The 25,970-nt window shown below is 19.6% G+C and carries 26 protein-coding genes and 2 tRNA genes (1 of these 28 running past the window's edge); 10 read left to right on the top strand and 18 right to left on the bottom strand.

The window, feature by feature from the left end:
* On the bottom strand, window positions 1-507 hold the 5' portion of the coding sequence (locus GJT99_RS00375) for a Re/Si-specific NAD(P)(+) transhydrogenase subunit alpha (RefSeq protein WP_168893756.1). The gene continues 1,038 nt to the left of window position 1, outside the view; the window shows 507 of its 1,545 coding nt (coding positions 1-507); it begins with the start codon at window positions 505-507; the stop codon falls past the left edge of the window.
* A gap of 139 nt (window positions 508-646) precedes the next feature.
* Window positions 647-1,426, bottom strand: a complete 780-nt coding sequence (locus GJT99_RS00370; RefSeq protein WP_168893755.1) for an enoyl-ACP reductase FabI — start codon at window positions 1,424-1,426, stop codon at window positions 647-649.
* Between the two features lie 199 nt (window positions 1,427-1,625).
* On the opposite strand from GJT99_RS00370, the gene cspE reads away from it, so the two are divergent.
* A complete protein-coding gene (gene cspE / locus GJT99_RS00365) occupies window positions 1,626-1,835 on the top strand; it encodes a transcription antiterminator/RNA stability regulator CspE (protein WP_168893754.1) in 210 nt (69 codons plus the stop codon).
* 166 nt (window positions 1,836-2,001) lie between these two features.
* On the opposite strand, the gene lipA is transcribed toward cspE, so the two are convergent.
* The 3 genes from lipA to GJT99_RS00350 are packed head-to-tail and all read right to left on the bottom strand — an operon-like array spanning window position 2,002 to window position 4,834.
* A complete protein-coding gene (gene lipA, locus GJT99_RS00360; protein WP_168893753.1) occupies window positions 2,002-2,871 on the bottom strand; it encodes a lipoyl synthase in 870 nt (289 codons plus the stop codon).
* Window positions 2,872-2,931: 60 nt separating this feature from the next.
* Window positions 2,932-3,567 (bottom strand): lipoyl(octanoyl) transferase LipB, encoded by a 636-nt coding sequence (gene lipB / locus GJT99_RS00355; protein WP_168893752.1) that lies wholly within the window; start codon window positions 3,565-3,567, stop codon window positions 2,932-2,934.
* A gap of 37 nt (window positions 3,568-3,604) precedes the next feature.
* Window positions 3,605-4,834 (bottom strand): serine hydrolase, encoded by a 1,230-nt coding sequence (locus GJT99_RS00350; RefSeq protein WP_246208907.1) that lies wholly within the window; start codon window positions 4,832-4,834, stop codon window positions 3,605-3,607.
* Window positions 4,835-4,966: 132 nt separating this feature from the next.
* Here GJT99_RS00350 and truA point away from each other — a divergent pair, with 132 nt between their 5' ends.
* Both truA and GJT99_RS00340 read left to right on the top strand, forming a co-directional pair.
* Window positions 4,967-5,791: a tRNA pseudouridine(38-40) synthase TruA gene (gene truA, locus GJT99_RS00345; RefSeq protein WP_168893750.1), complete on the top strand. Its 825-nt coding sequence runs from the start codon at window positions 4,967-4,969 to the stop codon at window positions 5,789-5,791.
* 138 nt (window positions 5,792-5,929) lie between these two features.
* A complete protein-coding gene (locus GJT99_RS00340) occupies window positions 5,930-6,397 on the top strand; it encodes a CvpA family protein (protein WP_168893749.1) in 468 nt (155 codons plus the stop codon).
* A gap of 16 nt (window positions 6,398-6,413) precedes the next feature.
* Here the strand turns inward: GJT99_RS00340 and GJT99_RS00335 are convergent.
* Both GJT99_RS00335 and GJT99_RS00330 read right to left on the bottom strand, forming a co-directional pair.
* Window positions 6,414-6,500, bottom strand: a tRNA-Leu gene (locus GJT99_RS00335).
* 13 nt (window positions 6,501-6,513) lie between these two features.
* Window positions 6,514-6,584, bottom strand: a tRNA-Cys gene (locus GJT99_RS00330).
* Between the two features lie 144 nt (window positions 6,585-6,728).
* On the opposite strand from GJT99_RS00330, the gene GJT99_RS00325 reads away from it, so the two are divergent.
* Window positions 6,729-7,937 carry an acetate kinase gene (locus tag GJT99_RS00325; protein WP_168893748.1) on the top strand — a complete coding sequence of 403 codons (1,209 nt, stop codon included), beginning with the start codon at window positions 6,729-6,731 and terminating at the stop codon, window positions 7,935-7,937.
* A 32-nt stretch (window positions 7,938-7,969) separates the two neighbouring features.
* Entirely contained in the window at window positions 7,970-10,108 is a 2,139-nt protein-coding gene (pta, locus tag GJT99_RS00320; protein WP_168893747.1) for a phosphate acetyltransferase, read from the top strand.
* A gap of 19 nt (window positions 10,109-10,127) precedes the next feature.
* Here the strand turns inward: pta and gpmA are convergent, their stop codons facing one another.
* Genes gpmA through rpsT form a run of 3 tightly spaced genes read right to left on the bottom strand, consistent with a single transcriptional unit; the run spans window position 10,128 to window position 11,498 of the window.
* Window positions 10,128-10,826 (bottom strand): 2,3-diphosphoglycerate-dependent phosphoglycerate mutase, encoded by a 699-nt coding sequence (gene gpmA, locus GJT99_RS00315; RefSeq protein ID WP_168893746.1) that lies wholly within the window; start codon window positions 10,824-10,826, stop codon window positions 10,128-10,130.
* A gap of 35 nt (window positions 10,827-10,861) precedes the next feature.
* Window positions 10,862-11,176 carry an iron-sulfur cluster insertion protein ErpA gene (erpA, locus tag GJT99_RS00310; protein WP_168893745.1) on the bottom strand — a complete coding sequence of 105 codons (315 nt, stop codon included), beginning with the start codon at window positions 11,174-11,176 and terminating at the stop codon, window positions 10,862-10,864.
* Window positions 11,177-11,234: 58 nt separating this feature from the next.
* The gene (gene rpsT, locus GJT99_RS00305; protein ID WP_168893744.1) at window positions 11,235-11,498 is read right to left on the bottom strand and encodes a 30S ribosomal protein S20; all 264 of its coding nucleotides are present in this window, start codon (window positions 11,496-11,498) and stop codon (window positions 11,235-11,237) included.
* Window positions 11,499-11,636: 138 nt separating this feature from the next.
* Between rpsT and ileS the strand changes: the two genes are divergently transcribed.
* The 3 genes from ileS to dapB are packed head-to-tail and all read left to right on the top strand — an operon-like array spanning window position 11,637 to window position 15,682.
* Window positions 11,637-14,429, top strand: a complete 2,793-nt coding sequence (ileS, locus tag GJT99_RS00300) for an isoleucine--tRNA ligase (RefSeq protein ID WP_168893743.1) — start codon at window positions 11,637-11,639, stop codon at window positions 14,427-14,429.
* Window positions 14,404-14,895, top strand: coding sequence for a signal peptidase II (lspA, locus tag GJT99_RS00295; protein WP_168893742.1), 492 nt, complete (start codon window positions 14,404-14,406; stop codon window positions 14,893-14,895). Before ileS ends, lspA begins: the two co-directional genes overlap by 26 nt.
* Window positions 14,896-14,905: 10 nt before the next feature.
* Window positions 14,906-15,682: a 4-hydroxy-tetrahydrodipicolinate reductase gene (dapB, locus tag GJT99_RS00290; protein WP_168893741.1), complete on the top strand. Its 777-nt coding sequence runs from the start codon at window positions 14,906-14,908 to the stop codon at window positions 15,680-15,682.
* Window positions 15,683-15,770: 88 nt separating this feature from the next.
* On the opposite strand, the gene rplY is transcribed toward dapB, so the two are convergent.
* From rplY to GJT99_RS00275, 3 genes are read right to left on the bottom strand one after another with little or no spacing between them, the layout of a single operon-like run.
* A complete protein-coding gene (gene rplY / locus GJT99_RS00285; RefSeq protein WP_168893740.1) occupies window positions 15,771-16,064 on the bottom strand; it encodes a 50S ribosomal protein L25 in 294 nt (97 codons plus the stop codon).
* A gap of 20 nt (window positions 16,065-16,084) precedes the next feature.
* The gene (gene pfkA, locus GJT99_RS00280) at window positions 16,085-17,047 is read right to left on the bottom strand and encodes a 6-phosphofructokinase (protein WP_168893739.1); all 963 of its coding nucleotides are present in this window, start codon (window positions 17,045-17,047) and stop codon (window positions 16,085-16,087) included.
* Window positions 17,048-17,079: 32 nt separating this feature from the next.
* Entirely contained in the window at window positions 17,080-18,024 is a 945-nt protein-coding gene (locus GJT99_RS00275) for a cation diffusion facilitator family transporter (protein WP_281352068.1), read from the bottom strand.
* A gap of 181 nt (window positions 18,025-18,205) precedes the next feature.
* Here GJT99_RS00275 and glyQ point away from each other — a divergent pair, with 181 nt between their 5' ends.
* Both glyQ and glyS read left to right on the top strand, forming a co-directional pair.
* Window positions 18,206-19,084, top strand: a complete 879-nt coding sequence (glyQ, locus tag GJT99_RS00270) for a glycine--tRNA ligase subunit alpha (RefSeq protein WP_168893738.1) — start codon at window positions 18,206-18,208, stop codon at window positions 19,082-19,084.
* 29 nt (window positions 19,085-19,113) lie between these two features.
* Window positions 19,114-21,189, top strand: coding sequence for a glycine--tRNA ligase subunit beta (glyS, locus tag GJT99_RS00265; protein WP_168893737.1), 2,076 nt, complete (start codon window positions 19,114-19,116; stop codon window positions 21,187-21,189).
* Here the strand turns inward: glyS and dapA are convergent.
* The 5 genes from dapA to leuB form a co-directional block, all read right to left on the bottom strand.
* Window positions 21,181-22,059 carry a 4-hydroxy-tetrahydrodipicolinate synthase gene (gene dapA / locus GJT99_RS00260; protein WP_168894080.1) on the bottom strand — a complete coding sequence of 293 codons (879 nt, stop codon included), beginning with the start codon at window positions 22,057-22,059 and terminating at the stop codon, window positions 21,181-21,183. The two genes, glyS and dapA, sit on opposite strands and share 9 nt — an antisense overlap.
* Before the next feature lie 101 nt (window positions 22,060-22,160).
* A complete protein-coding gene (locus GJT99_RS00255) occupies window positions 22,161-22,841 on the bottom strand; it encodes an adenylate kinase family protein (RefSeq protein WP_168893736.1) in 681 nt (226 codons plus the stop codon).
* Between the two features lie 17 nt (window positions 22,842-22,858).
* Window positions 22,859-23,458 (bottom strand): 3-isopropylmalate dehydratase small subunit, encoded by a 600-nt coding sequence (gene leuD, locus GJT99_RS00250; RefSeq protein WP_168893735.1) that lies wholly within the window; start codon window positions 23,456-23,458, stop codon window positions 22,859-22,861.
* A 9-nt stretch (window positions 23,459-23,467) separates the two neighbouring features.
* Window positions 23,468-24,865 (bottom strand): 3-isopropylmalate dehydratase large subunit, encoded by a 1,398-nt coding sequence (gene leuC / locus GJT99_RS00245; RefSeq protein WP_168893734.1) that lies wholly within the window; start codon window positions 24,863-24,865, stop codon window positions 23,468-23,470.
* Between the two features lie 16 nt (window positions 24,866-24,881).
* Window positions 24,882-25,970, bottom strand: coding sequence for a 3-isopropylmalate dehydrogenase (leuB, locus tag GJT99_RS00240; protein WP_168893733.1), 1,089 nt, complete (start codon window positions 25,968-25,970; stop codon window positions 24,882-24,884).

Below are 25,970 nucleotides of genomic sequence, written 5' to 3'. Positions count from 1 at the left end.
GATCTCTGCTGCAGGTAAAATATTACCAGCAGCAGTAATTTGTCCATTTAAAGTTCTTCCCAATAAATTAATTGATTCAATAATACTTCTATAACCAGATAAATTATTCATTGAACTTAAAGCATCAAAAGATTGAGCTCTAGAAATTCTAGGTATTGCATCCATCGCAATAGTAGTGATATTTTTTTTAGCTAAAATATTTAATAATGTTTTATTTTGATATGGTTTAATAAAACTAATTAATGTACTATTATTTTTTATTAATTCTCTTTCTTCCTCATTAAGAGGATGAATTTTAACTATTATATTTGCATTCCAAACTTCTTTACTTTCTACAATTCTTGCTCCGTTATTTTCATAATCTTGATCATGAAAAAATGATAAGTTTCCAGCTCCTTTTTCAATATATATTCTGAAACCTAATTTTATTAGTTTTTTAATATTTGAAGGTGTCATTGCTACTCTTTTTTCTTCAAAATATTTTTCTTTTGGTACCCCAATTATCATCATAAAATATCTAACCTATTTAAATTATTTATATATTTTATATAAAATATAATACTTATCTGAATTTCAAAATTATCATTTATTAAATTATTTTTCAAATTTTTATTTTATTTAATCACAAATAAATATAAAAAAATATTCATTCAATATTATTAATAATTTGAAGATTAAATCCAGAATCTAAATAAATAATTTCTCCTGTAATACCTAAAGACAAATCAGAAGCTAAAAAAGTAGCAACATTACCAACATGATCTATTGTAATAGATTCACATAAAGGACTGTGTTTTTTATATAATTTAATTATATAATTAATATTTTTTATTCTAGAAGAAGCAATAGTTTTAATTGGTGAAGGAGAAATTCCATTAATTCGAATATTTTTATATCCGATATTACATGCTATATAACGAATATTAGTTTCTAATGAAGCTTTTGATAAGCCCATTATATTATAATTTTGTACAAACTTTTGTGATCCTAAATAAGTTAACACTATAATTGAAGATTTATTATTTAATATATTTATACAGTTTTTTACCATGCCTAATAAACTATAAGAATTAATATCATGAGAAATTTGAAATTCTAAACGAGATGTATTTAAAAAATTTTTTTTTAATGTATTTTCTGGAGTAAAAGCAATAGAATAAACAAATCCATCAAATTTTTTCCATATTTTAGATATTTTGAAAAATAAAAATTTAATATCTTTATCTTTAGATACATCACATTTAATTATTGGATATTTTGTCATATTTTTCACTAATTCTCTAATTTTATTTTTATTTTTATTTTTTTGATATGTAAAAATTAAATTTGCTTTATGTTTAAACATAATACGGGCTATACCATAAGAAATTGATAATTTATTTAAAATACCTGTAATTAATATTTTTTTTCCTAATAATAAACACATTTTTTTTTCCTAAAAAAATCATATTTTATTAGTATTTTTAATAAAATTTTAAAAAAATATAAGAAAATTAAATATTTTTTTTAAAAAATTTGATATTTATCAGCTTTTTGATTTGTTTCACTAGACAAATGTATCATTAATTGATGTACTTTTATATGACACAATTTTAGTGTCTATTTTTATGTAAAGGTAATAATTGATGTCCAAGATTAAGGGTAACGTTAAGTGGTTTAATGAATCTAAAGGTTTTGGTTTCATTACTCCTGAAGATGGTAGTAAAGATGTTTTTGTACATTTTTCTGCTATTCAAAGTAGTGGTTTTAAAACATTAACCGAAGGCCAAAAAGTAGAATTTGAAATTACTAACGGAGCCAAAGGACCTTCTGCTGCTAATGTAGTTGCTATATAGACTTATTTAGTTAGTCAGAAAAGGTTTAAAATATTATTTGCCTCTGAAAATTTTATTTTATTAAAATTATTGAAAATTTTTTTATTTACTTTAAAAAAAATAAGATTATTTTTAAATTTTAATTTTAAAATTTAAAAAATTTTTCAGAGGCATTATTTCTTAAATTTTAAGAAAAATAATTTTCTGCATTATATGAAGAACGAATAAAAGGTCCACATATTACTTTTTTAAAACCAATTTTTTTTGCTTTAACTTTAATTTTATTAAACTCATTTAAATTAATGTAACTTGATACAGGAATGTGATATTTACTTGGTTGTAAGTATTGACCTATAGTTAGAATATCAACTCCATTATTTTTTAAATCTTTTATTGTATTAAATAATTCTTTTTTTGTTTCACCTAAACCAACCATTAACCCTGATTTAGTTAATATTTTAGGAAATAAATATTTAAATCTATTTAATAAAATTAAAGATTTTTTATATATACCTGCAGGTCGTACTTTTTTATATAAACGTTCTACTGTTTCTATATTATGATTAAAAACATCAGGTAGGGAACTACTAAATATTTGTAAAGCTTTTTCAATACAATTTTTAAAATCAGGTACTAAAATTTCTATTTTAATTTTAGGATTTTTTTCACGTATTTTTTCTATACAATTAATAAATTGTTGTGCTCCTCCATCACGTAAATCATCACGAGTAACTGAAGTAATAACAACATATTTTAATTTCATTAAAGAAATCATATTAGCTAATTTAGAAGCTTCTTTTTGATCATATTTTTTTTTTGGTCTACCATGTAGAACATTACAATATAGACAATTTCTTGTACATATATTACCTAAAATCATAAAAGTTAATTGTCCTTTACTAAAACATTCTATTAAATTAGGACATGATGCTTCTTCACAAACCGAATGTAATTTATTTTGTTTCAAAAACGATTTTATTTTTCTAATTTTATTAATATGTTTTATGGAAAATTTAATTTTAATCCAACTAGGTTTTTTTAAAATTTTTTGTTTCATATTATTATATATAGTAACTTAAAATAATTAAGTATAATATATATTATTAATATAATAATATTATTTTTTATATTGATTATTTATTAATAATAAAAATTCATTTATTAAAAATTTTCTAATTTTAAACATTTTTATATTATAAATATAATTTTTCAAATTTATCATTTTTAATTTTTTTAACCCACATGGATTTATATAATAAAAAGGTAATAAATCCATATTAATATTAAATGATATACCATGTGTAGTACATCCTTTTGAAATTTTTATACCTATAGATGCTATTTTTTGATTATTTATATAAATACCAGAAATCTTTTTAAAAGATGTACTAGATGATATCTTAAAATAAGTTAATATATTTATAATTGTTTGTTTTAAAATAAAAATCAAAGATCTAATACTAAGTTTTCTTCTTTTTAAATTTATTAAAACATACATAATTTGTTGTCCTGGAGCATGATAAGTAATTTTACCTCCTCTATCAGAGGAAAATATAGGTATATTATGATTATAATTAATAATATCTTTTATATTAGATAATTTTCCTTGAGTAAAAACAGGATAATGTTCAACTAACCAAATTTCATCTAATGTTTTATTAGATCGTGTATAATTGAAATTACACATTTTTTTATAAGTATAATTCCATAATTCTATACCAAGATTTCTTATGATAAAATTTTTATTATACATTAATATATATTATTATTTTATAATTTATATAATTTGTTTATTGATGGATCCATTTACTTAATAATAATCTTATGTAATCTAAAAAACATACAAAAAAGTTTCCTTTTGGAACATTTTCTAATGCAATTAATGGATAATCCACAATTATATGATTATTAATTATAAAAGTAATATGTCCTAATATTTGATTTTTATATATAGGAGCGAAAATTTTATTATTTTTAATATGATATAAAATTTTAATTTTTTTTTCTTGATTTTTAAGAATAGTTAAATATACATCATTTTTAATACCAATTCTTACATATGATTGTTTACCATATAATACAGGAATAGAAGCTATTTTTTGATATTTTTTAATTGGATGAATTGTGCGAAATGTTTCAAAACCCCAATTTAATAATTTTTTACTATTTTTTTTACGATCTTGTTCTGTTCTATCTCCTAATATTACAACAATTAATCTCATATTATTTTTTATTGCAGAAGCTATAATATTATAACCTGCATCTTTTGTATGCCCTGTTTTAATTCCATCTACATATAAATTTTTATCCCATAATAGTAAATTACGATTTTTTTGATTAATATGATTAAAAGTAAAACTTTTTTCTTTATAAATAGAATATTCATAAGGAAAATCTTTTATTAAAGATTTACCCATAATAGCTATATCTTTTGCCGTTGTATATTGTCCTGATTCATCTAATCCATGTACATTTTTAAAAATAGTATTTTTTAATCCTATTTTTTTCGCATAAAAATTCATTAAATTTACAAAATTTTGTTGATTACCTGATATATATTCAGCCATAGCAACACAAGCATCATTTCCTGATTGCAATATAATACCTTTTATTAAATTTTTGACAGAAATATTATCTCCTATTTTTAAAAACATTAATGATGAACCATTAAACTCTTCATTTCCAGTAGCCCAAGCATTTTTACTAATAGTAACAATATCATTGCGATTTAATTTCCCTTTAGCTAAAGCTTTTCCAATAACATAACTAGTCATAATTTTTGCTAAACTAGCTGGTTTTTGAGTTTCATTTGAATTTTTTTCAGTTAAAATTGTACCTGTATTATAATCTATTAAGATATAAGATCTAGCATTAATAGATGGTTGTAAATCAACATTAAATATATCTTCATTAGCATATATAATTGTTGAATTTATTATAAATATAGTAATTATTAACTTTATTATTGTAAAAATAAATTTATTAAATTTTTTATATATTTTTATCATATCTATACTCATAAAATTTTACTTTTATTAGATATTTTAAATAAGATTTATTAGAATAATATTCTATATAATTTTTTTTAAAATGTAACTAAATTTTTAGTAAAAGACTAAGTATAGCAAAATTATTTAGTGAGATAAAAAAATATGAACATTAATTTTAAAAAAAAATATAAATTTGCATTAGGAGTTGAATATAATGGTACTCATTATCATGGATGGCAAAAACAAAATATACATTATAAAAAAACTATACAAGGATATTTAGAAAAAATTATTTCTAAAATTGCTAATCATGATGTATTTATTTTTTGTGCAGGTAGAACTGATATTGGTGTACATAGTATCGGACAAGTAATCCATTTTGAAACATATAGTTTTAGAAGTAAAAAATCTTGGTTTTTAGGTATAAATAGTTTATTACCCAAAGATATAGTTATAAAATGGATTATTTCTGTAAAAAAAAATTTTCATGCTAGGTTTAGTGCTTTATCTCGTAGATATATTTATGTTATTTATAATAATCAATTTAAATCTGCTATATTTAGTGATTTAGTTACTTTATATAAAAAAAAATTAAATATTGTCAAAATGAAAAATGCAATCCAATATTTATTAGGAGAACATGATTTTTCTTCTTTTCACTCTGGGAAAAAAAATAATGTTTCTTCTTTTAGAAGAATTATGTATTGTAATATTAAAAAATATGGAAATTATATTTTTATAGATATTAAAGCAAATGCTTTTTTATATCATATGGTAAGAAATATTATAGGTAGTTTAATAGAAATTGGTATTGGTCGAAAAAAAGAAAATTGGTTATTAGAATTAATTAAAATTAAAGATAGAACAAAAGCTGCTATTACAGTAAAACCTAATGGTTTATTCTTAATAGAAGTTAAATATCCAAAACATTTTGGTATTCCTTTTTTTAATTATAATTTATATTTTATTTTAAAAAAATTAATTTAATAATTTTATTATTATAAATAAAATTTTTTTATTATAAATATTTATTTTAAATAATAATATTTTTACAAAATTTTATAGTTTTAAAAAATTAATTTTAAATATGTTATCTTATTTTATTTAAAAAAAATATATATTCATATGTCAAAAATAGATTATTTATTTATATTTATATTAATATATTTTTCTACAATGAGTTTTTTAAAAGGTTTTATAAATGAAATATTAACTATATTTAGCTGGTTTATATCTTTTTATTTATTAAAAAAATATTGTTATTATTTATTTTATATAAAAAAAATAGATATAAATCATCTTTATTTTAAAAATTTTTTTTTAATATTTTTTTATTTGATATTTATTTTAATATTAGGATGTATAATTAAAAATTATTTAAATATTAAAATTAAAAATATTTACATTAAAAATATAAATCAATTTTTAGGATTATTTTTTGGATTATTAAAAGGATTTTTAATAATAATTATTATACTATATTCATTAAACTATATAGACAAAAATTTTTATAATTATATATTTATTCATAATAAATCATTATTATTTATTATATTTAATAATATTTTACAAAAATATGAATATTTTTTATAAAATATTTATTTTATTTTACCCAGAGCGGGAATTGAACCCGCATAGCAATATAAATGCCGAGGGATTTTAAGTCCCTTGTGTCTACCAATTCCACCATCTGGGTAAAATAATATTTTAGGCGCATCCCGGAATTGAACCGAAATAAAAGGATTTGCAATCCTCTGCATAACCATTCTGCCAATGCGCCTACAAAGTGAATTATATAATAAATTATTGATCATGTATATAATATATTTTAAAATTTTTATCAAATATTTTATATATAATTTTATTATTTTTTTCTATATAATTATTAATAATTATATAGAAAAAATATATTTAGGATGTAAAAATGTTAGATAAATTAATATTTGTAATTAATTGTGGTAGTTCTTCTTTAAAATTTAAAATTATAGATCCTATAAAAAAAAAAACTTTACTGTTTGGTTTAGCTGAAAATTTTCATAATAATAATTCTATAATTAAATGGAATTTTAATGAAAAAAAAAAAAAAATTAAATTTTATAATAAAATTACTCATAAATTCATACTAAATTATTTAGTAGAAAAAATATTAAAAAAAAATTTATTGTATGATAGTATCATAGGTATAGGGCACCGTATAGTACATGGTGGTGAAAAATTTATTAATTCTGTATTAATTACCGATACTGTTCTTGAAGAAATAAAAAAAGCGTCTATTTTCGCACCTTTACATAATCCTATTCAAGTAATAGGTGTAAAAGAAATGAAAAAAATTTTACCACATTTAAAAAATAAACAAGTTGCTGTATTTGATACAGCTTTTCATCAAACAATACCTATTAAATCATATTTATATGCATTACCGATCATATTTTATAAAAAATATAAAATACGTCGTTATGGAGCACATGGAACTAGTCATAAATATGTTACTCAAATCGCAGCTAAATTTTTAAATATAAAACTACATAATTTTAATTGTATTTCTTGCCATTTAGGTAATGGTTCATCTATTACAGCAATAAATAATGGTAAAAGTATAGATACTTCTATGGGATTGACACCTTTAGAAGGATTAGTAATGGGAACTAGATGCGGTAATATTGATCCAGCAATTATATTTTATATGTTTAATGAATTAAATTTTGATATGGACACAATTTACAATATTTTAACTAAAAAATCAGGTATGTTAGGATTAACAAATATTACTAGTGATTTTAGATATATCGAAGAAAATTATTTTAAAAATAACGATATTAAAATAGCTACTGATGTATTTATACATAATTTAACTAAATATATAGCATCTTATAGTGTGTTAATGAATAATAAAATACATGCAATTATTTTTACAGGAGGAATTGGAGAAAATAGTACATTAATTCGAGAAAAAACAATAAAAAAATTAAAAATTTTAAATTTTTTTATTGATAAAAAATTAAATAATATTTTTAAATATGGTAAAATCGGGCTTATAAGTACAAATTTTAGTATACCTATAATAGTAATTCCTACAAATGAAGAATTAATGATTTCTCAAGAGACATTTAAAATTATTTATAAAATAAAATAATTTTTTTTAATAAATTTAAACGGTATATAATAATGTTTAAAAAACAAGTAATTATATCTATACCAATAGATATTGATATGCATTTTTTTACAAGTATTAATTTAGGATTTTTAAAAATTTTAAAAAATAATAATTTAAAATGTAGTTTTTTAAAACCTATTTCTAGAATAGAAAATTATTATTTTAATCATACTAATGACATTTTAAATATGCATAATTTTCCTAATATAAAATCAATTAATCCAATAAAAATAAATGATATTAGTTTATTAAAAAAAAATATTGAATATAATAACATTATAGATAACATAATTCAAAAAACTTATCAAAATATTTATAATACAGATATTCTTTTTATAGAAGGGATAATTCCTGTTTGTATTAAAGAATTAATTTTTCAATTAAATTGTGATATAGCAAATATATTTAATGCAAAAATAATTTTTGTAACATCCATGTCTATAATAAATAAAAATTTAGAAAAAATAGAATCTAAAATTAAAATTCTTTTTAAAAATAAATTAAATGATTTTAACATTAAAAATACATATTTATTTATTAAAAAAAAATATGCATATCAAAATATTAACCCTTTTTTTTACAATTTAAATATTTTTCAACATTTTTTATATACAAAAAAATATAATTTTGTATCTAAAAAATTTTTATTTTCTAAAAACAAGAATATTATATTAGTGCCATGGTTGAAAAATTTTATATTTGGTATTAATGTAAAATTGATATGTAATTATTTAAATTGTAATATAATTAATAATATTAAATATAAAAAAATTAAATATATTATTTATTTTGATAAAAAAATTTTTATAAATCTACAAAAATTTAGTGAATCTTTATTAGTTATTTCTTTTAAAAATAAAAAAATAATTAAAATTATAGATCAAATTTTATCTAAAAAAATTATTTTTAATGCAATTTTATTTACAGACTTCATAATAAATAAAAAATTTTATAAAATTAATATAATAAAAAAAATTGTTAAAAATAATATATCTTTATTTTGTGTAAAAGATAATTTATACAATATTTTTTTAAAATTAGAAAATATTTATAAATATGATTTTCCAATAAATGATACTGATTTAATAACTAATATTATTAATTATACTAAACTATATATTCCTTCAAATTTTTTTAAACAAAAAGATTTAAATTATAAATTTTATGTTTCTCCATTTATTTTTAAATATAATTTAATAAATAAAGCAAGTAAATCTAAAAAAATAATTTTACTACCTGAAGGTAAGGAATTACGTGTTTTAAAAGCAGCATCAATATGTTCTGAAAAAAATATTGCTAATTGTATTTTATTCGGAAAAACAAAAGAAATTATAAATATAGCTAAAAAAAATAATATTAATATTAATAATAATAATATTTCTATTATAGATCCAGATTTAATAAGAAATAATTATATAGAAAAACTTATGTATATAAGAAAAAATAAGCTTTTAAGTAAATATGAAGCAATACATTTATTAAATGATAATATGTTTTTAGCGACTATGATGTTAAAAGAACATAAAGTTGATGGTATAGTTTCAGGAGCTAATACAACAACTGCAAATACTATCAGACCTGCATTACAAATTATTAAAACTTTATCTAAATATTCTATTGTTTCATCTATATTTATTATGTTATTACCTAAAAATGTATTAATTTATGCTGATTGTGCAATTAATCCTAATCCTGATTATAAACAATTAGCTGAAATAGCTATACAATCAGTGGAAACTAGTAAATTATTTAATTTTCAACCTAAAGTAGCAATGATTTCTTATTCTACTGGAACATCTGCTAAAGGTATTGAAGTAGAAAAAGTATATAAAGCTACTAATTTAGTAAGAAAAAAAATACCAAACCTTTTAATAGATGGTCCTTTACAATATGATACAGCTATCATGAGAAATGTTGCTAAATATAAAGCTCCAAATTCATTAGTTGCAGGAAAAGCTAATATTATTATTTTTCCTGATCTTAATACAGGTAATACGACATATAAAGCAGTACAAAGATCTTCTAATATTATTTCTATAGGACCTATTTTACAAGGTATAAAACAACCAATTAATGATCTTTCAAGAGGTGCTTCTATTGAAGATATAATTTATACTATTGCAGTAACAGTTATTCAAGCTACTAAATAAAATTTTTAAAGTATAATTATTAATTATTTAAATAATATTTATTAATATAATTTAAATTATTATTAAATTCATAAATAATAGGTATTCCCGTAGCTATATTTAAATTAACAATATCTTTATCATTTATATTTTCTATATATTTTATTAAAGCTCTTAATGAATTACCATGAGCAACAATTAAAATACGTTCCATATTTCTTATTTTAAGAGATATATGATTATTCCATACATGCATTACTCTTTTCATAGTTGTAGATAAACTTTCTGATAAAGGTAATTGATAATCTTCTAATTTAGAATATTTAGAATCAAATCTAGGCCATCTAAAATCATCCATAGATAATAAAGGAGGAGCGACATTAAAACTACGTCTCCATTGTTTTACTTGTTCTATTCCAAATTTTTTTATAGCTTGATCTTTATTGATTCCTTGTAATTTTCCATAATGTCTTTCATTTAATCTCCATGTTTTTTTAATAGGTATCCATAATTGATCTAATTGATCTAGTGTTAACCATAAGGTACATATTGCTCTTCTTAAAAAAGAAGTATACGCATAATCAAATTTAAAATTATTTATTTTTAAAATTTGTCCTGCTTTTTTTGCTTCAATTTTACCTTCTTTAGTTAATTTAACATCATGCCATCCAGTAAACAAATTTTTTTTGTTCCATTCACTTTCTCCATGACGTAATAAAACTAATTTAATATTAGACATATATTTTCCTTATGAAATAATTTTAATTATTGATATTAAATATCGAAAGAATAACCACAATTACATTTATTTTTCATATATGGATTTTTAATAATAAATTTTTCTTCTTCAATATTTTGAATATAATCGATTATACTTCCCGATAGATATTGTATACTTATTGTATCAATAATAATATTTATACCTAATCTTTTTATTAAAAGGTCATTTTTTTGTATTATTTTATCAAAGATGAAATCATATTTAAATCCACTACACCCTCCACCTATAATAAATACTCTAAAATTCATATTTTTCCGATTTAAAGATTTTATTTTCTTTGCAGCTTTATTAGTTAAAGAAATTTTCATATATATTAGTATTTGTTATTTATATTAACTTTATAATTTTATATATATTTTATAATATTTAAATAAGTTTGTTTATTTTATTAAAAAGTCTGGATTTATAACGAGATGCTTTATTTTTATGAATTAAATTTTTTTGTGCTTGTTTATCTATCAAAGATTGCATTTTTTTAAACATTTTTTTAGATAATTCAATGTTTTTTTCTGAAATAGCATTATTCACTTTTTTAATAAAAGTACGTAACATAGAACGATATTTCATATTATGTTGTCTATTTTGTTCTGATTTTAAAACTCTTTTTTTAGATGATTTTATATTAGCCATATAATACTCAATAATTATAATGATACTTATTATATTTTATTTTTATAAAATATTTACATAAAATATTATTATATATAATATTCTAAGATAAATAAAATAAAAATTTAATATTTAAAATTAATTTTAAGATTAAAGACAATGAGTATAAAAAATAAATTTCGATTAAATTTACCAAAAACAAAATTTCCGATGAAAGCTAATCTAGTTACTAATGAGTTAATAATATTAAAACAATGGGAAAAAGATAATTTATATAAAAATATTTTAAATCAAAAAAAACAAAAAAAAAAAAAATTTATTTTACATGATGGGCCTCCTTATGCAAATGGTAATATACATATCGGACATGCTTTTAATAAAATTTTAAAAGATATTATTTTGAAATCTAAAAATATGGATGGCTATTATACTCTTTTTATTCCTGGTTGGGATTGCCATGGTTTACCTATAGAACAAAAAGTAGAAAAAATTTTAAAAAATAAAAATAAAAATGTTTCTAAAAAACAATTTAGAATTGAATGTAGAAAATATGCATTAAAACAAATTTCTAAACAAAAAAAAGATTTTATTAGATTAGGAATATTAGCTGATTGGTTACATCCTTATTTAACAATGGATTTTAAAACAGAAGCTAATATTGTACGTACTTTAGGAAGTATTATTAAAAATAATTATGTATATAAAGGGGAAAAACCAGTATATTGGTGTATAAAATGTATTTCTTCTTTAGCTGAAGCTGAAGTCGATTACGTTAAAAAAAAAACATTAACATGTTATGTTAAATTTACTATTGCTAGTAATGATTTTTTTAAAAAAACTTTAAATTTAAAAATAAAAAATAATAATAATATTTCTTTTTTAATATGGACTACTACCCCATGGAGTATACCTGCTAATCAGGCAATTGTTATTAATCCTAGAATATATTATCAATTAATTAAAATTAATGATGATATTATAATTATAGCAAAAAATTTAGTAAATATTATCATGAATAAAACAAAAATAATAAATTGGAAAATTTTAGGAGAAATAAAAGGTGAAAATTTTAAAAATTTATTGATATATAATCCTTTTAATAATAATATTTCACATTTAATTATAAATAATTATGCTTCTGAAAAATCAGGTACAGGTATTGTTCATATAGCTCCTAATCATGGATTAGATGATTATAATATATGTTATCAACATAATATAAAACTTATGAAAAATATTATAAATAAAAAAGGCTTTTTTATAAAGGGTATCCATCCTAAGTTAAATAATATTAATGTATTTTATTCAGAAAAAATAATATTAGATATTTTAAAAAAAAAGGGATCATTATTTTTAGTAGATGATTATATCCATAAATATCCATACTGTTGGCGTCATAAAATACCAATTATTTATATATCTACCCCACAATGGTTTATTAGTATAAATCAAAATTTTAAACAAAAAATAAAACAATCAATTAAAAAAGTAAAATGGATACCTGATTGGGGATATAAAAGAATGTCTATAATGTTAGATAAAAGACCTGATTGGTGTATTTCTAGACAAAGACTTTGGGGGATCCCAATTCCTTTATTTATTCATAAAAAAACACAAAAAATACATAATAATTCACTAGAATTTATTGAAAAAATAGCTTGTATAATTGAAAAAAAAGGTATACAGGCATGGTGGGATTTAGATATTAAAAAATTTTTAGGCAATGATTATATTTATTATGAAAAAGTTACAGATACATTAGATGTATGGTTTGATTCAGGCTCAACTTATAATTCGATTATAAATCAAATTAAAGAATTTAAAAATAATATTATTGATATGTACTTAGAAGGAACAGATCAATATAGAGGATGGTTTATATCATCATTAATTATTTCTTTAATTATACATCATCGTCCTCCTTATAAAACAGTTATTAGTCATGGATTTACCGTAGATAGTAAAGGTAAAAAAATGTCTAAATCATTAGGTAATATTATAAAACCTCAAGATATAATAACTAATTTAGGTAGTGATATTCTGAGATTATGGGTCGCATCTACAGATTATTCTGATGAAATTAATATATCTAATGATATTTTAAAAAGAATTACAGAAATTTATAGACGTATTCGTAATACAGTTAGATTTTTATTATCTAATTTATATGATTTTAATCCTGATAAAAATATGATTAAACCTATTAAAATGATAATTTTAGATAAATGGATTATTAATAAAACAAAAATTGTGCAAAATAAAATTATTAAATATTATAAAATATATAACATACAAAATGTTGTTAAAGAAGTAATACAATTTTGTTCTATAGATTTAGGTTCTTTATATTTTGATATTATTAAAGATAGACAATATACATTTAAAAAATGTAGTATCGAAAGATTAAGCTGTCAAACAGCTTTATATATGATTCTTGAATCTTTAGTAAGATGGATAACTCCAATATTATCTTTTACAGCTCATGAAATTTGGAATTATATTCCAGGATTAAGAAATAAATATATTTTTATAGAAGAATGGTATTCTAATTTATTTTATTTTTCATCAAAAGATATTATGAATGATCAATATTGGAATAATATTTTCATTTTTAAAAATGAAATTAATAAAATTATAGAATATGCAAGAAATAAAAAAATTATTAAAACTTCTCTAGAAGTAGATATAATTGTATTTGTAACAAAAAATATTTATAATAAATTATTACTATTAGGTTCAGAATTGCGTTTTTTATTATTAGTTTCTAATATTACTATTTTTTTAGAAAAAACAAAAATTAAAAATAGATTAGTACAAAAATTTAAAATTACAAAATCAAAATATATAAAATGTCAACGTTGTTGGTATTATTCAAAATATATAACAAATGATATTTGTGAGCGTTGTCAATTAAACATAAAAGGAAATGGAGAAAAACGTTTATTTATTTAAAATTTTGATTAAAAAAATAAAATATTTATTAAATTTTTATATTATATTACTTATAATAATAGATTTTTTAAGTAAAACTTTAATTATTAAAAATATAAAATTATATGAATGTTTTTATATAAATAATTATATAAATTTTATTTATATACGTAATTATGGTATCATTTTAGAATTTTTAAAAAATAAGAAAATTATTATTTATTTTTTTACAGTTATAATTATTTTAATTTTATTTTATATAAAACATTTATTAAAAAATAAAAATATTTATTTATCATATAATTTAATAATTAGTGGAATATTAGGTAATTTAATTGATAGAATTTATCACGGTTTTGTAATAGATTTTATAAATCTACATATTTTTAATTATCAATTTCCAATTTTTAACTTTGCAGATATTTTAATTTTTATTGGTTTTATTTTTATATTAAAAAATAATATTTTTTTTATATATAATTTATAGGTTAATTATTATGAATAAAGATCAGATTCGTTTAGCGATAGCTGGGATTAATGGCCGTATGGGGAAAAGTATTTTACAACTATTAAATATTAAAGTAAAAAAAAATATTTTATTAACTGGAGCTATAGAAACAAAATTATCTTTGATAAAAAGAAAAAAAATTTTTTATAAATCTAAATTTTTAAACATAAAATCTAATTTGATAGATATCATAAATTATTTTGATATTTTAATAGATTTTACAAATCCTAAATCTACTATAAAACATCTTAATATATGTAAATTATACAATAAAAAAATCGTAATTGGTACTACAGGTTTTAATACGGAACAAAAATTAACAATAAAAAAAATTTCAAAAAATATAGCTATTATTTTAGCTTCTAATTTTAGTTTAGGTATTAATATTTTACTAAAAATTTTAGAAAACATTACAAAAATTATTTGTAAAAATAAATTACAAAATAAAACAGATATTGATATAATAGAAAAACATCATAAAAATAAAATAGATTCTCCTTCTGGTACAGCTTTATCATTAAAAGAAACTATAATGAAAATTTATAAAAAATATAATTTTATGAAAGATATTAAATGTCATTCTATTAGAGCTGCCGATTTATATGGAGAACATAACGTTTTATTTTCTTTTATTGGAGAACAAATTGAATTAATTCATAAAGCTTCTAATAGAAGATCATTTGCAGAAGGAGCAATTAAAGCTGCTATTTGGCTATATACAAAAAAAACAGGGATGTATACCATGAATGATGTATTAGAAATATAAAAAATAAAATTTTTTATAAAAAAATAAATAATTATTTGTTTCCAATATAAGAATATTTTTATATATAAAACTTTTAAAATTAAATAAACTATATAATAAAAAAATCTATATGATATAATTTATTCATTTTAAAGGGATGATATTGAATTTCTATAATTTTTACTTTAAATAAAATATTTTTTTTGTTTATAAGAGTTAATAAAATTTTTTTTTTATAAAAATTTTGTAAATTAATATGAATTAAATCATCATTATTTATAATGATAGGTAACGTTTGTATTTTTTTACCATAAATAATCGCTGGAATTTTATTATTTATTCTTAAACGTCTACTAAAATTTTTTCCTGTGTTTATTCTTTTCATAAATTGTATTTTATACATATAATATATCTCAAATTCAATTAATATAATTTTTTAGCAGTATCAAATAAATCTTTTTTAAAAATTTTTTTCATATTTAAAATAGCATTTGTTATATCATGATGTACCATCTTATCATTTTGAATACCTATACATTTACCACTATATCCTTTATATAATAATTCAACTGAATAAGCACCCATTCTAGATCCTAAAATACGATCGTATGCTACGGGAGATCCTCCTCTTTGAAGATAACCTAAAACTGTAGTTCTAGTTTCACGTTTAATTTTTTTTTGAATAAAAATTGCTAATTTATTAATATCACAAATAAATTCTGTAATCAATACTATTGCATGTTTTTTACCTTTATCTATACCTAATTTTATTTCTTTAACTAGATCTTCTTGATTATATTTTATTTCAGGTAAAACAATAAATTCACATCCTCCTGCTATAGCTGCAGCTAAAGTTAAATCTCCACAATATCTTCCCATAATTTCTATAATAGAAATTCTTTGATGAGAAGTAGAAGTATCCCTTAATTTGTCTATTGCTTCTACTATGGTTTCTAAAGCTGTAAAATAACCAATACTATAATCAGTACCAACAACATCATTATCTATTGTTCCTGGTATTCCTATACAAGGAAAACCCATTTCTGTTAATAATTTTGCTCCAATATATGTACCATCTCCACCTATTACAATTAATGCATTAATACCATGTTTTTTCATATTATTTATAGAAATAGAACGTATTTTTTTATTTTTAAATTGAGGGAAACGTGCTGATCCTAAAAAAGTTCCTCCTTTATTAATAATATCAGATACACTATACCTATTTAGTTTAATAATATTATTATTATATAATCCTACATAACCATTATAAATACCAAATACTTCAATATTATAACTAATAGCAGTTCTAACAACACCTCTGATAGCTGCATTCATTCCTGGTGAATCTCCACCACTTGTAAGAACACCAATTTTTTGAATCATAAAATACCTCAAAATATATATTTTTTTAATAATTAATTTTTAAAAAAACCCTTATATTTTTCAGATACAATAGAATATGGATCTTGATGTATAATTATATCTGAATAAGGAAATTTTTTATTTAAAGCTTTCTCTATTTTTTTTGCAATTGAATGTGATTCTAATAAAGGTAAATCATCTTCTAATACTAAATGAAGTTGTATAAAACGAGTAGGACCTGATTGTCTTGTTTTTAATTGATGCGCTCCTTTAACTTTAGGCCAAGATGTTATTAAGTCTATTATAATTTTTTTTTCTTTATCTGGTAAAGATCTATCTAATAAAGATTGTATTGCTTTATATCCTACTTTAAAAGAATTATAAAAAATAAATATACTTATAATTAATGCTATAAAAGAATCTGCTTGTTTTATATTAAAAATATTTAATATTAAAGCTAATAAAATTGCAGTATTAATTAAAATATCTGATTCATAATGTATCATATCAGCATGTGTTGCTTGACTATTTGTTTCTGCTATAACTTTTTTTTGAAAAAAAACTAATATTAAAGTTAAAAAAAATGAAATAATAATAACTAATATTCCTATTATTGGATAATATATTTTTGTAGGATGAGATATATAATATAAACTATTTAAAAATAACAATGTTGCTGTTCCGCAAATAAAAATACTTTGAGCTAAAGCAGATAATGATTCAGCTTTCCCATGTCCAAAAGTATGTTCTGAATCTGCTGGTTGTAAAGAATAATATATAATTAATAAATTAATTGTTGAAGATGTAATATCAATTAATGAATCTATAGATGCTGCTAACATACTTATAGATTTAGTTTTCCACCAAGCTAATAATTTTATTATTAATAATATAAGAGATAATAAAATAGCTAAATTTGTAGCTTTAGTAATTAATTTACTATATTCATTTTTTTCTTTTTTTAAAAAAATTTTTTTATATATATTATTTATATTCACAATTAGTTCCTATTATTCTCTTTTATAAAATAAAATAATTTTATTTTATATTGTATTAATAATAAATTATTTTAACATTATTTTTTTATAGAAAAAAATATGTTAAATTTTAATTTGTATTTTTTTATATAAAATAATATATAATAATTATGTTAAAATAAAAATTTAATAAATTTTAAATATGAAAATATTTAGTGAAAAAACTTTTCAAGGAATGATTTTAATTTTACAGAATTATTGGGCAAAACAAGGTTGTAGTATTATTCAACCAATTGATATTGAAGTAGGAGCTGCGACATGTCATCCAATGACATGTTTATATGCGATTGGTAATAAACCAGTAAAAATAGCTTATGTACAATTATCCAGAAGACCTTCTGATGGAAGGTATGCTAATAATTCTAATAGATTACAACAATATTATCAATTTCAAGTAATAATGAAACCTCCACCTCATAATTTTCAATTTTTATATTTCCAATCTTTGGAAGAATTAAAATTAGATTTAAAAAATAATGATATTCGTTTTATAGATGATAATTGGGAAAATCCTACTTTAGGAGCTTATGGTATTGGTTGGGAAATATGGTTAAATGGAATAGAAATTACTCAATTTACATATTTTCAGCAAATGGGAGGGATAGATTGTGATCCAATTACAGGAGAGATTACTTATGGTTTAGAAAGGTTAGCTATGCATATACAAAATATAGATAATATATTTCATATAATATGGAATAAAAATAAAAATAAACATATTACTTATGGTGATTATTTTTATAAAAATGAACTTGAACAATCCATTTATAATTTTGAACATACGGATATTAATTTTATTAATTTATGTTTTCAACAATATGAAAAAGAAATTAATATTTTATTAAAATTAAAAGAACCATTGATTTTTCCTGCATATGAAAAGCTTTTAAAAGCTTTACATTGTTTTAATTTATTAGAAGCACGTAAATTTTTATCTCATACAGAAAGACAAAGATATGTGTTAAAATTACGGAGTATAACTAAATTAATTGTGATGAAATATCATAATTTTATAAATTAAAATTCTTAATAATTAGGTAATATAGTTATATGGATAGTAATATTTTATTATTAGAAATAGGTATAGAAGAAATACCTGCTAATTGTTTATTAAAATTGTCTAAAATAATTTTAATAAATTTTAAAAATGAATTAAAAAAAAATTATTTTACATATAAAATAATAAAATGTTTTTTTACTTTTAGACGTATTGCAATACAAATACATTTACTAAATGTAATACAAAATAATTTTCAATGTATGATTAAAGGGCCTTTCGTAAAAAAAACAAAAGAAATTTTTATTAATCAACAAGTTAAATCTTGGATGAAAAAATATAATATTAAAGAAAATGATCATTTAATATATAAAAATAATTATATTTTTTTTAAAAAAAAAATTAAAAGATTACATATTAAAAATTTATTATCTGATATGTTAATTAATTCTTTAAAAAGAATAGTTTCTTTTTCTAATTTTATGTATTGGGAAAAAAATATATTTAAATTCATTAGACCTATAAGAAATATAGTATTTGTTCTTGGAAAAAAAAATATTAAAAAAAAATTATTAAATATTCACTCTAATAATATTATTCAAGGACATAGATTTATGTGTGAAAAAAAAATTATCTTAAAAAATGCAAAAGAATATGAAAATTTATTATTTAAAGAAGGTAAAATTATTGTCGATTTTATAAAACGTAAAAATATTATTATTAATAATATAAAAAATATTACTGATAATTTAAATGCTTTTGTAAAAATAAATAACTTTTTTTTAGAAGAATTAACTTCTATGGTTGAGTGGCCTGTACTTTTGATTGGAAAATTTCATAAAAAATTTTTAGTATTACCATCTAAAATATTAGAGTATGTAATGATAAAATATCAGAAATATATTCCTTTATATGATAAAAAAAATAATTTATTACCTTCTTTTATTATCTTAACAAATATAAAAACAAAAAATAGTAAAATTATTATTCATAGTAATGAAAAAGTACTTACTTCAAAATTTGAAGATATTCAATTCTTTTTAAAAAATGATTTAAAAATAAAATTTGAAAATTTTTTAGAAAAATTAAAAAATATTATTTTTCAAAAAAAATTAGGTAATTTATTTGAAAAAACTATACGTATTGAAATGATATCAAAATATATAACTAAAAAAATTAAAAATGTTAATTATTTAAATTGTGTTAGGGCAAGTAGATTATCTAAATGTGATTTAGCAACACAAATGGTTTATGAATTTCCAGAATTACAAGGTCTTGTTGGTATGTATTATGCAAAATATAATAAAGAACAAAAAGATGTTATTACAGCTTTGAAAGAACAATATCAATATAAAAAAAATAATTTAATACCTAAAAATATTATTTCTTGTATTTTATTTATTTCAGATAAAATAGATACTTTAGTAGGAATATTTAGTATTTTTTTAATTCCTAAAGGTGATAAAGATCCTTATGCTTTAAAAAATATTACTTTATGTATGATACGTATTATTATAAAAAATAAATTACACATTAATTTAACTAAATTAATTATTTTTAGTTTATCTTTATATAAATTAGAAAATAATTCTTATAAAGAAGAAATTATAACCAATATAATTTCTTTTATATATGGTAGATGTAAAAATTGGTATATTTCTTTAGGTTATAAAAAAAATATTATTATTTCTATTTTAGATAAAAATATTAATAATTTAATAAAATTAGATCTTAAAATAAAAGCATTAGATATGTTTTTAAAAATTGAAAAAAAACAAAGTAAACTTTTAATTTTAACTGATAAAAGAATTAATAAAATCTTATTAAAAAATAATTTATATATAAATACTAATGATGATATTAATTTTTCTTTATTAAAATATAAAGAAGAATTTATCTTATTTAATCATATACGTAAATTATCTAAAATTATTAATTATCAAATAAAAAATAATGAATTTTATAAAATATTATTAATATTATCAGAATTATTCTACCCTATAAATATGTTTTTTAACAAAATAACAATTAATCATAAAAATAATAATATTAAAAAAAATAGAATTTTAATTTTAAGTAAAATAAAAAAATTTTTATCTAAAATAACTAATTTAAATAAATTATATTAATTTCAATTTTTTTAATGTTATTTCTAAAATTTTCTGATTATGTTTTTTAAGTGGTGTCATAGGAAGACGCATCTTATCACTGCTAATTAACCCTATTTTTTTTGCTACCCATTTTACTGGTATAGGGTTAGATTCAATGAATAATTGATTATGTAATTTATTTAAGTGTTGATTTATTTTTTTTGCTTTAATAATTTTATTATTCTTCATATAATGACAAAATTTTTTCATTTCTACAGCAGCAATATTAGCTGTAACAGATATAACTCCATCTCCACCTAATAACATAAACTCAAAAGAAGTTTTATCATCTCCACTAATTAAAAAAAAATTTTTATGAATCAAATTTCTGATTTTATTTACACGAGATAAGTCACCAGTAGCTTCTTTAATACCTACTATATTATTAATTTTAGATAACCTATATATAGTTTCTGGCAATAAATCACATCCAGTACGTGATGGAACATTATATAATATTTGAGGTAATTCTGTACTATTTGCAATTTCTTTAAAATGTTGATATAAACCTTCTTGATTAGGACGATTATAATATGGAGTAACATTTAAACATCCGATAATTCCTGAATTCTCAAGAGTAGATATTATTGATATACTTTTTGATGTTGAATTAAATCCAGTACCTGCTATAATAGGTATTCTTTTTTTCGCAAAATCTAATGCATACATTATTGTATTAATACGTTCATTATAAGTACATGTAGAAGATTCACCAGTGGTTCCCATAATAACAATAGCTTTTGTACCACTATTAATATGGTAATTAATAAGTTTTTTTAAATTTTTTTTACAAATATTACCTTTAATATCCATTGGAGTTATAAGTGCTACAATACTTCCAGTAAACATTAGATTATAATCCATACTATTTATGATCCAATCATAATATCAAATTTAAAATAAATAAACAAATCATTATAAATATAACTATTTAAATAAATAAATAATATTTATTTAAAATTAAAATTTTTTATTTGAAAAGATTGTAAAATATTATTTATTTGTTTTTGTACATCTATAATAGATAATGTATTATCGATTTTTTTATATAAAATTTTTTTTTTAAAAAATTCTTTTTTATAATATTTAATTAATGGTTTAGTTTGTTCAGAGTATTCTTTTAATCGATTATTAATTGTTATTATATTATCGTCTGTTCTAGTTATTAATTTTTCTCCAGTAATATCATCTCTATCCTTTATTTTTGGAGGATTGAAAGTAGTATGATAAGTTCTTCCAGAAGGTAAATGTATTTTTCTTCCTATAATTCTTTGAATTATTTTAGTATTAGGAATATATAATTCTAAAACTATATTTATATTTATTTTTTCTTTTTTTAAAATATGAGCTTGTAAAATATTTCTAGGGAATCCATCTAGTAAAAACCCTTTATTACAATTTAAATTAGATATTTTTTTTTTAAAAATTTTAAAAGTTATATCATCAGGAATCATAATTCCTTTATGAATAAATTTATTTAATTTATTAGTTAATAATAAATTTTTATTATTTAATAAAAAATTTCTTATTATATTACCCATAGAAATATTAACTAAATTATATTTTTCAGATATAAATCTTGCACAAGTACCTTTACCTCCTCCTGGAGGTCCTAATAAAATTATACGCATTAAATAAATTTCTCATTTTAAAAAAACTTAAAATATTTTTTTTCAAACATATAAATTTTTTTAGAATATTTCATAGTTAAATCTATTTGATCTAAATTATTTGTAATGAAATTAATTATATCTTTTTTTATTTTAAAAGTAAAAGATTGATTATTTATAGTGATTTTTTTATAAATTAAATTTATATAACAAATAATTCCAGGAAATTTTTGAATTATAGAAAATAATTTTTCAACAATATTTTTTTTTAATGTAATTAATAATAATTTATTATTAATTGCATTATTATAAAATATATCTGCATAGCTAGAAGAAATAATAGTATGAAAACCAAAATCTAATAATGCCCATAATGCATGTTCACGTGAAGAGCCACAACCAAAATTTTCTCTAGTTAATAAAATTTGAGAATTTTTAAATTCTTTTTTATTTAAAATAAAATTGGGATTAATAATTTCATTTTCTTCATCTAAATATCTCCAGTTATGAAATAAATTTTTACCAAACCCTTTTTTACTATTTTTTTGTAAAAATTGTTTTGGTATAATAGCATCTGTATCAATATTTGCAATATCTAAAGGTGCTATAATACCACTATATTGAAATTTTTTTTTCATAATTATTCTTTATAAAGTATTAATGTTAATAAAATAACCATAAATAGCTGTTATTGCTGCCATAATAGGACTTACTAAATGAGTTCTACTATTACGTCCTTGTCTTCCTTCAAAATTTCTATTACTAGTAGAAGCACACCTTTCATAAGGTTCTAATTTATCAGGATTCATAGCTAAACACATAGAACAACCCGGATATCTCCATTCAAAACCAGCATTTTTAAAAATTTTATCCAACCCTTCTTTTTCTGCTTGTTCTTTTACCATATTAGAACCAGGTACAACTATTGCTATAACATGAGGAGCAATTTTTTTACCTATAATAATATTTGCAGCAGATCTTAAATCTTCAATTCTAGAATTTGTACAAGAACCAATAAAAACTTTATCAATTTTTATATTAATTAATTTTTTACCTTCATGTAAATTCATGTATTTTAATGATTTTATAGCTAGTTTTTTCTTATTTATATCTTTATAAGAATTAATTAAAGGGATACATTCATTTATACCTATAATTTGTTCTGGATTAGTTCCCCAAGAAATTTGTGGTGTTAATTTTGAAATATTGATATTAATAATTTTATCAAATTTAGCATTATAATCACTATATAATGTTTTCCAATATTTTTTTGCTTGTTGCCATAATTTTTTTTTAGGAGTAAATTTTTTATTTTTTAAATATTGGAAAGTAATATTATCTGGTGCAATTAATCCTGCTCTAGCTCCCATTTCAATAGACATATTACAAATTGTCATTCTAGATTCCATACTTAATTTTTTTATAACATCTCCATTATATTCGATAATATATCCGTTACCTCCACTAATTCCAACTTTTTTTATAATTAATAATATTATATCTTTTGCTGTAATATTTTTAGATATATGACCAGTAATATTTATTAACATATTTTTAGTACGATCTTGTTTTAAAGTTTGAGTAGCTAATACATGCTCTACTTCAGAAGTACCTATTCCAAAAGCTAATGATCCAAAAGCTCCGTGTGTAGAAGTATGTGAATCACCACATACAATAGTCATTCCTGGTAAGGTCAAACCTTGTTCTGGACCTATAACATGTACTATTCCTTGTAAAGGGTGATAAAGATCATATAATTTTATATTAAAATCATTACAATTTTTAATAAGAGTTTCCATTTGTTTTTTAGCTATATATCCACATGCATTAATATTTTTAATTTTTGTAGATACATTATGATCCATTGTCGCAAATGTTTTATCTGATCTATAAACTTTTCTATTTTTGTTTCTTAAACTTTCAAATGCTTGAGGAGAAGTTACTTCATGAATAAAATGTCTATCAATATATAATAAATTAGTATTATTTTTTATATTACAAATAATATGTTTATTATATATTTTTTCATATAATGTTTTTCCCATATAAATTCCTATTAATTTATACAATAGATTCCATAATTAATGTTCCCATATCATTAGTTGTAATTATTTTTTCTTTTGAACTATTCACAGATATATCTTTTGTTCTATAACCTAAATTTAAAACTTTTTGAATAGCATTTTTAATTTTTAAAGATATATTTTCTTCTTTTAAAGAATATTCAATTAACATTGCTAATGATAAAATTTGTGCTATTGGATTAGCTATATTTTTACCTGCAATATCTGGAGCAGATCCTCCAGCAGGTTCATACAAACCAAAATAATTTTGATTAAAACTAGCTGAAGGTAAATTACCTATGGATCCAGTAATAATTGCACATTGATCAGATATTATATCTCCAAATAAATTAGGACATAATATAACATCAAATTGTGAAGGATTTTTAATTAATTGCATTACAGCATTATCAATATACATATGTTTTAATTTAACTGATTTATATTTTTTAGATATTTTTATTAAAATTTCTCTCCATAAGATGGAAGTTTGTAAAACATTTGCTTTATCAATAGAACATATTTTTTTATTTCTTTTTAGTGCTATATTAAAAGCAATGTGTGCAATTCTTTCTATTTCAAATCTTGAATAAATTTCAGTATCAAATGCATATTCGTTTATTCCTTTCCCTTTTCTACCATTTAACCCAAAATATATACCCCCGATTAATTCTCTAACACAAATAATATCAAATCCCTTATTTAAAATCCTATCTTTTAAGGGACTTAAAATATTTAAATTTTTATAAAAAAAAGAAGGACGTAAATTAACAAATAAATTAAAATATTTTCTTAATTTTAATAAAGAACCTTTTTCAGGTCTTTTATTTAAAGGTAAATGATCCCATTCAGGTCCTCCAACCGATCCTAATAATATAGCATTAGATTTTTCACAACCATCCAATGTTTTTTTTGGTAAAGGATCATTATATTTATTAATTGCGATTCCTCCTATATCATAGGTATCGATAATTATTTTTTTCTTTATATATTTTTGAATACATTCTAATATTTTTATTGCTTGTATCATTATTTCAGGTCCAATGCCATCCCCTGGTAATACAGAAATTTTAAATATATTTGACAT

Source organism: Enterobacteriaceae endosymbiont of Donacia cincticornis, assembly GCF_012568845.1.
Taxonomy (GTDB): Bacteria; Pseudomonadota; Gammaproteobacteria; order Enterobacterales; family Enterobacteriaceae.
The sequence above is the reverse complement of the archived record's forward strand: the minus strand, read 5'-3'. Positions and strand labels throughout refer to the sequence as shown.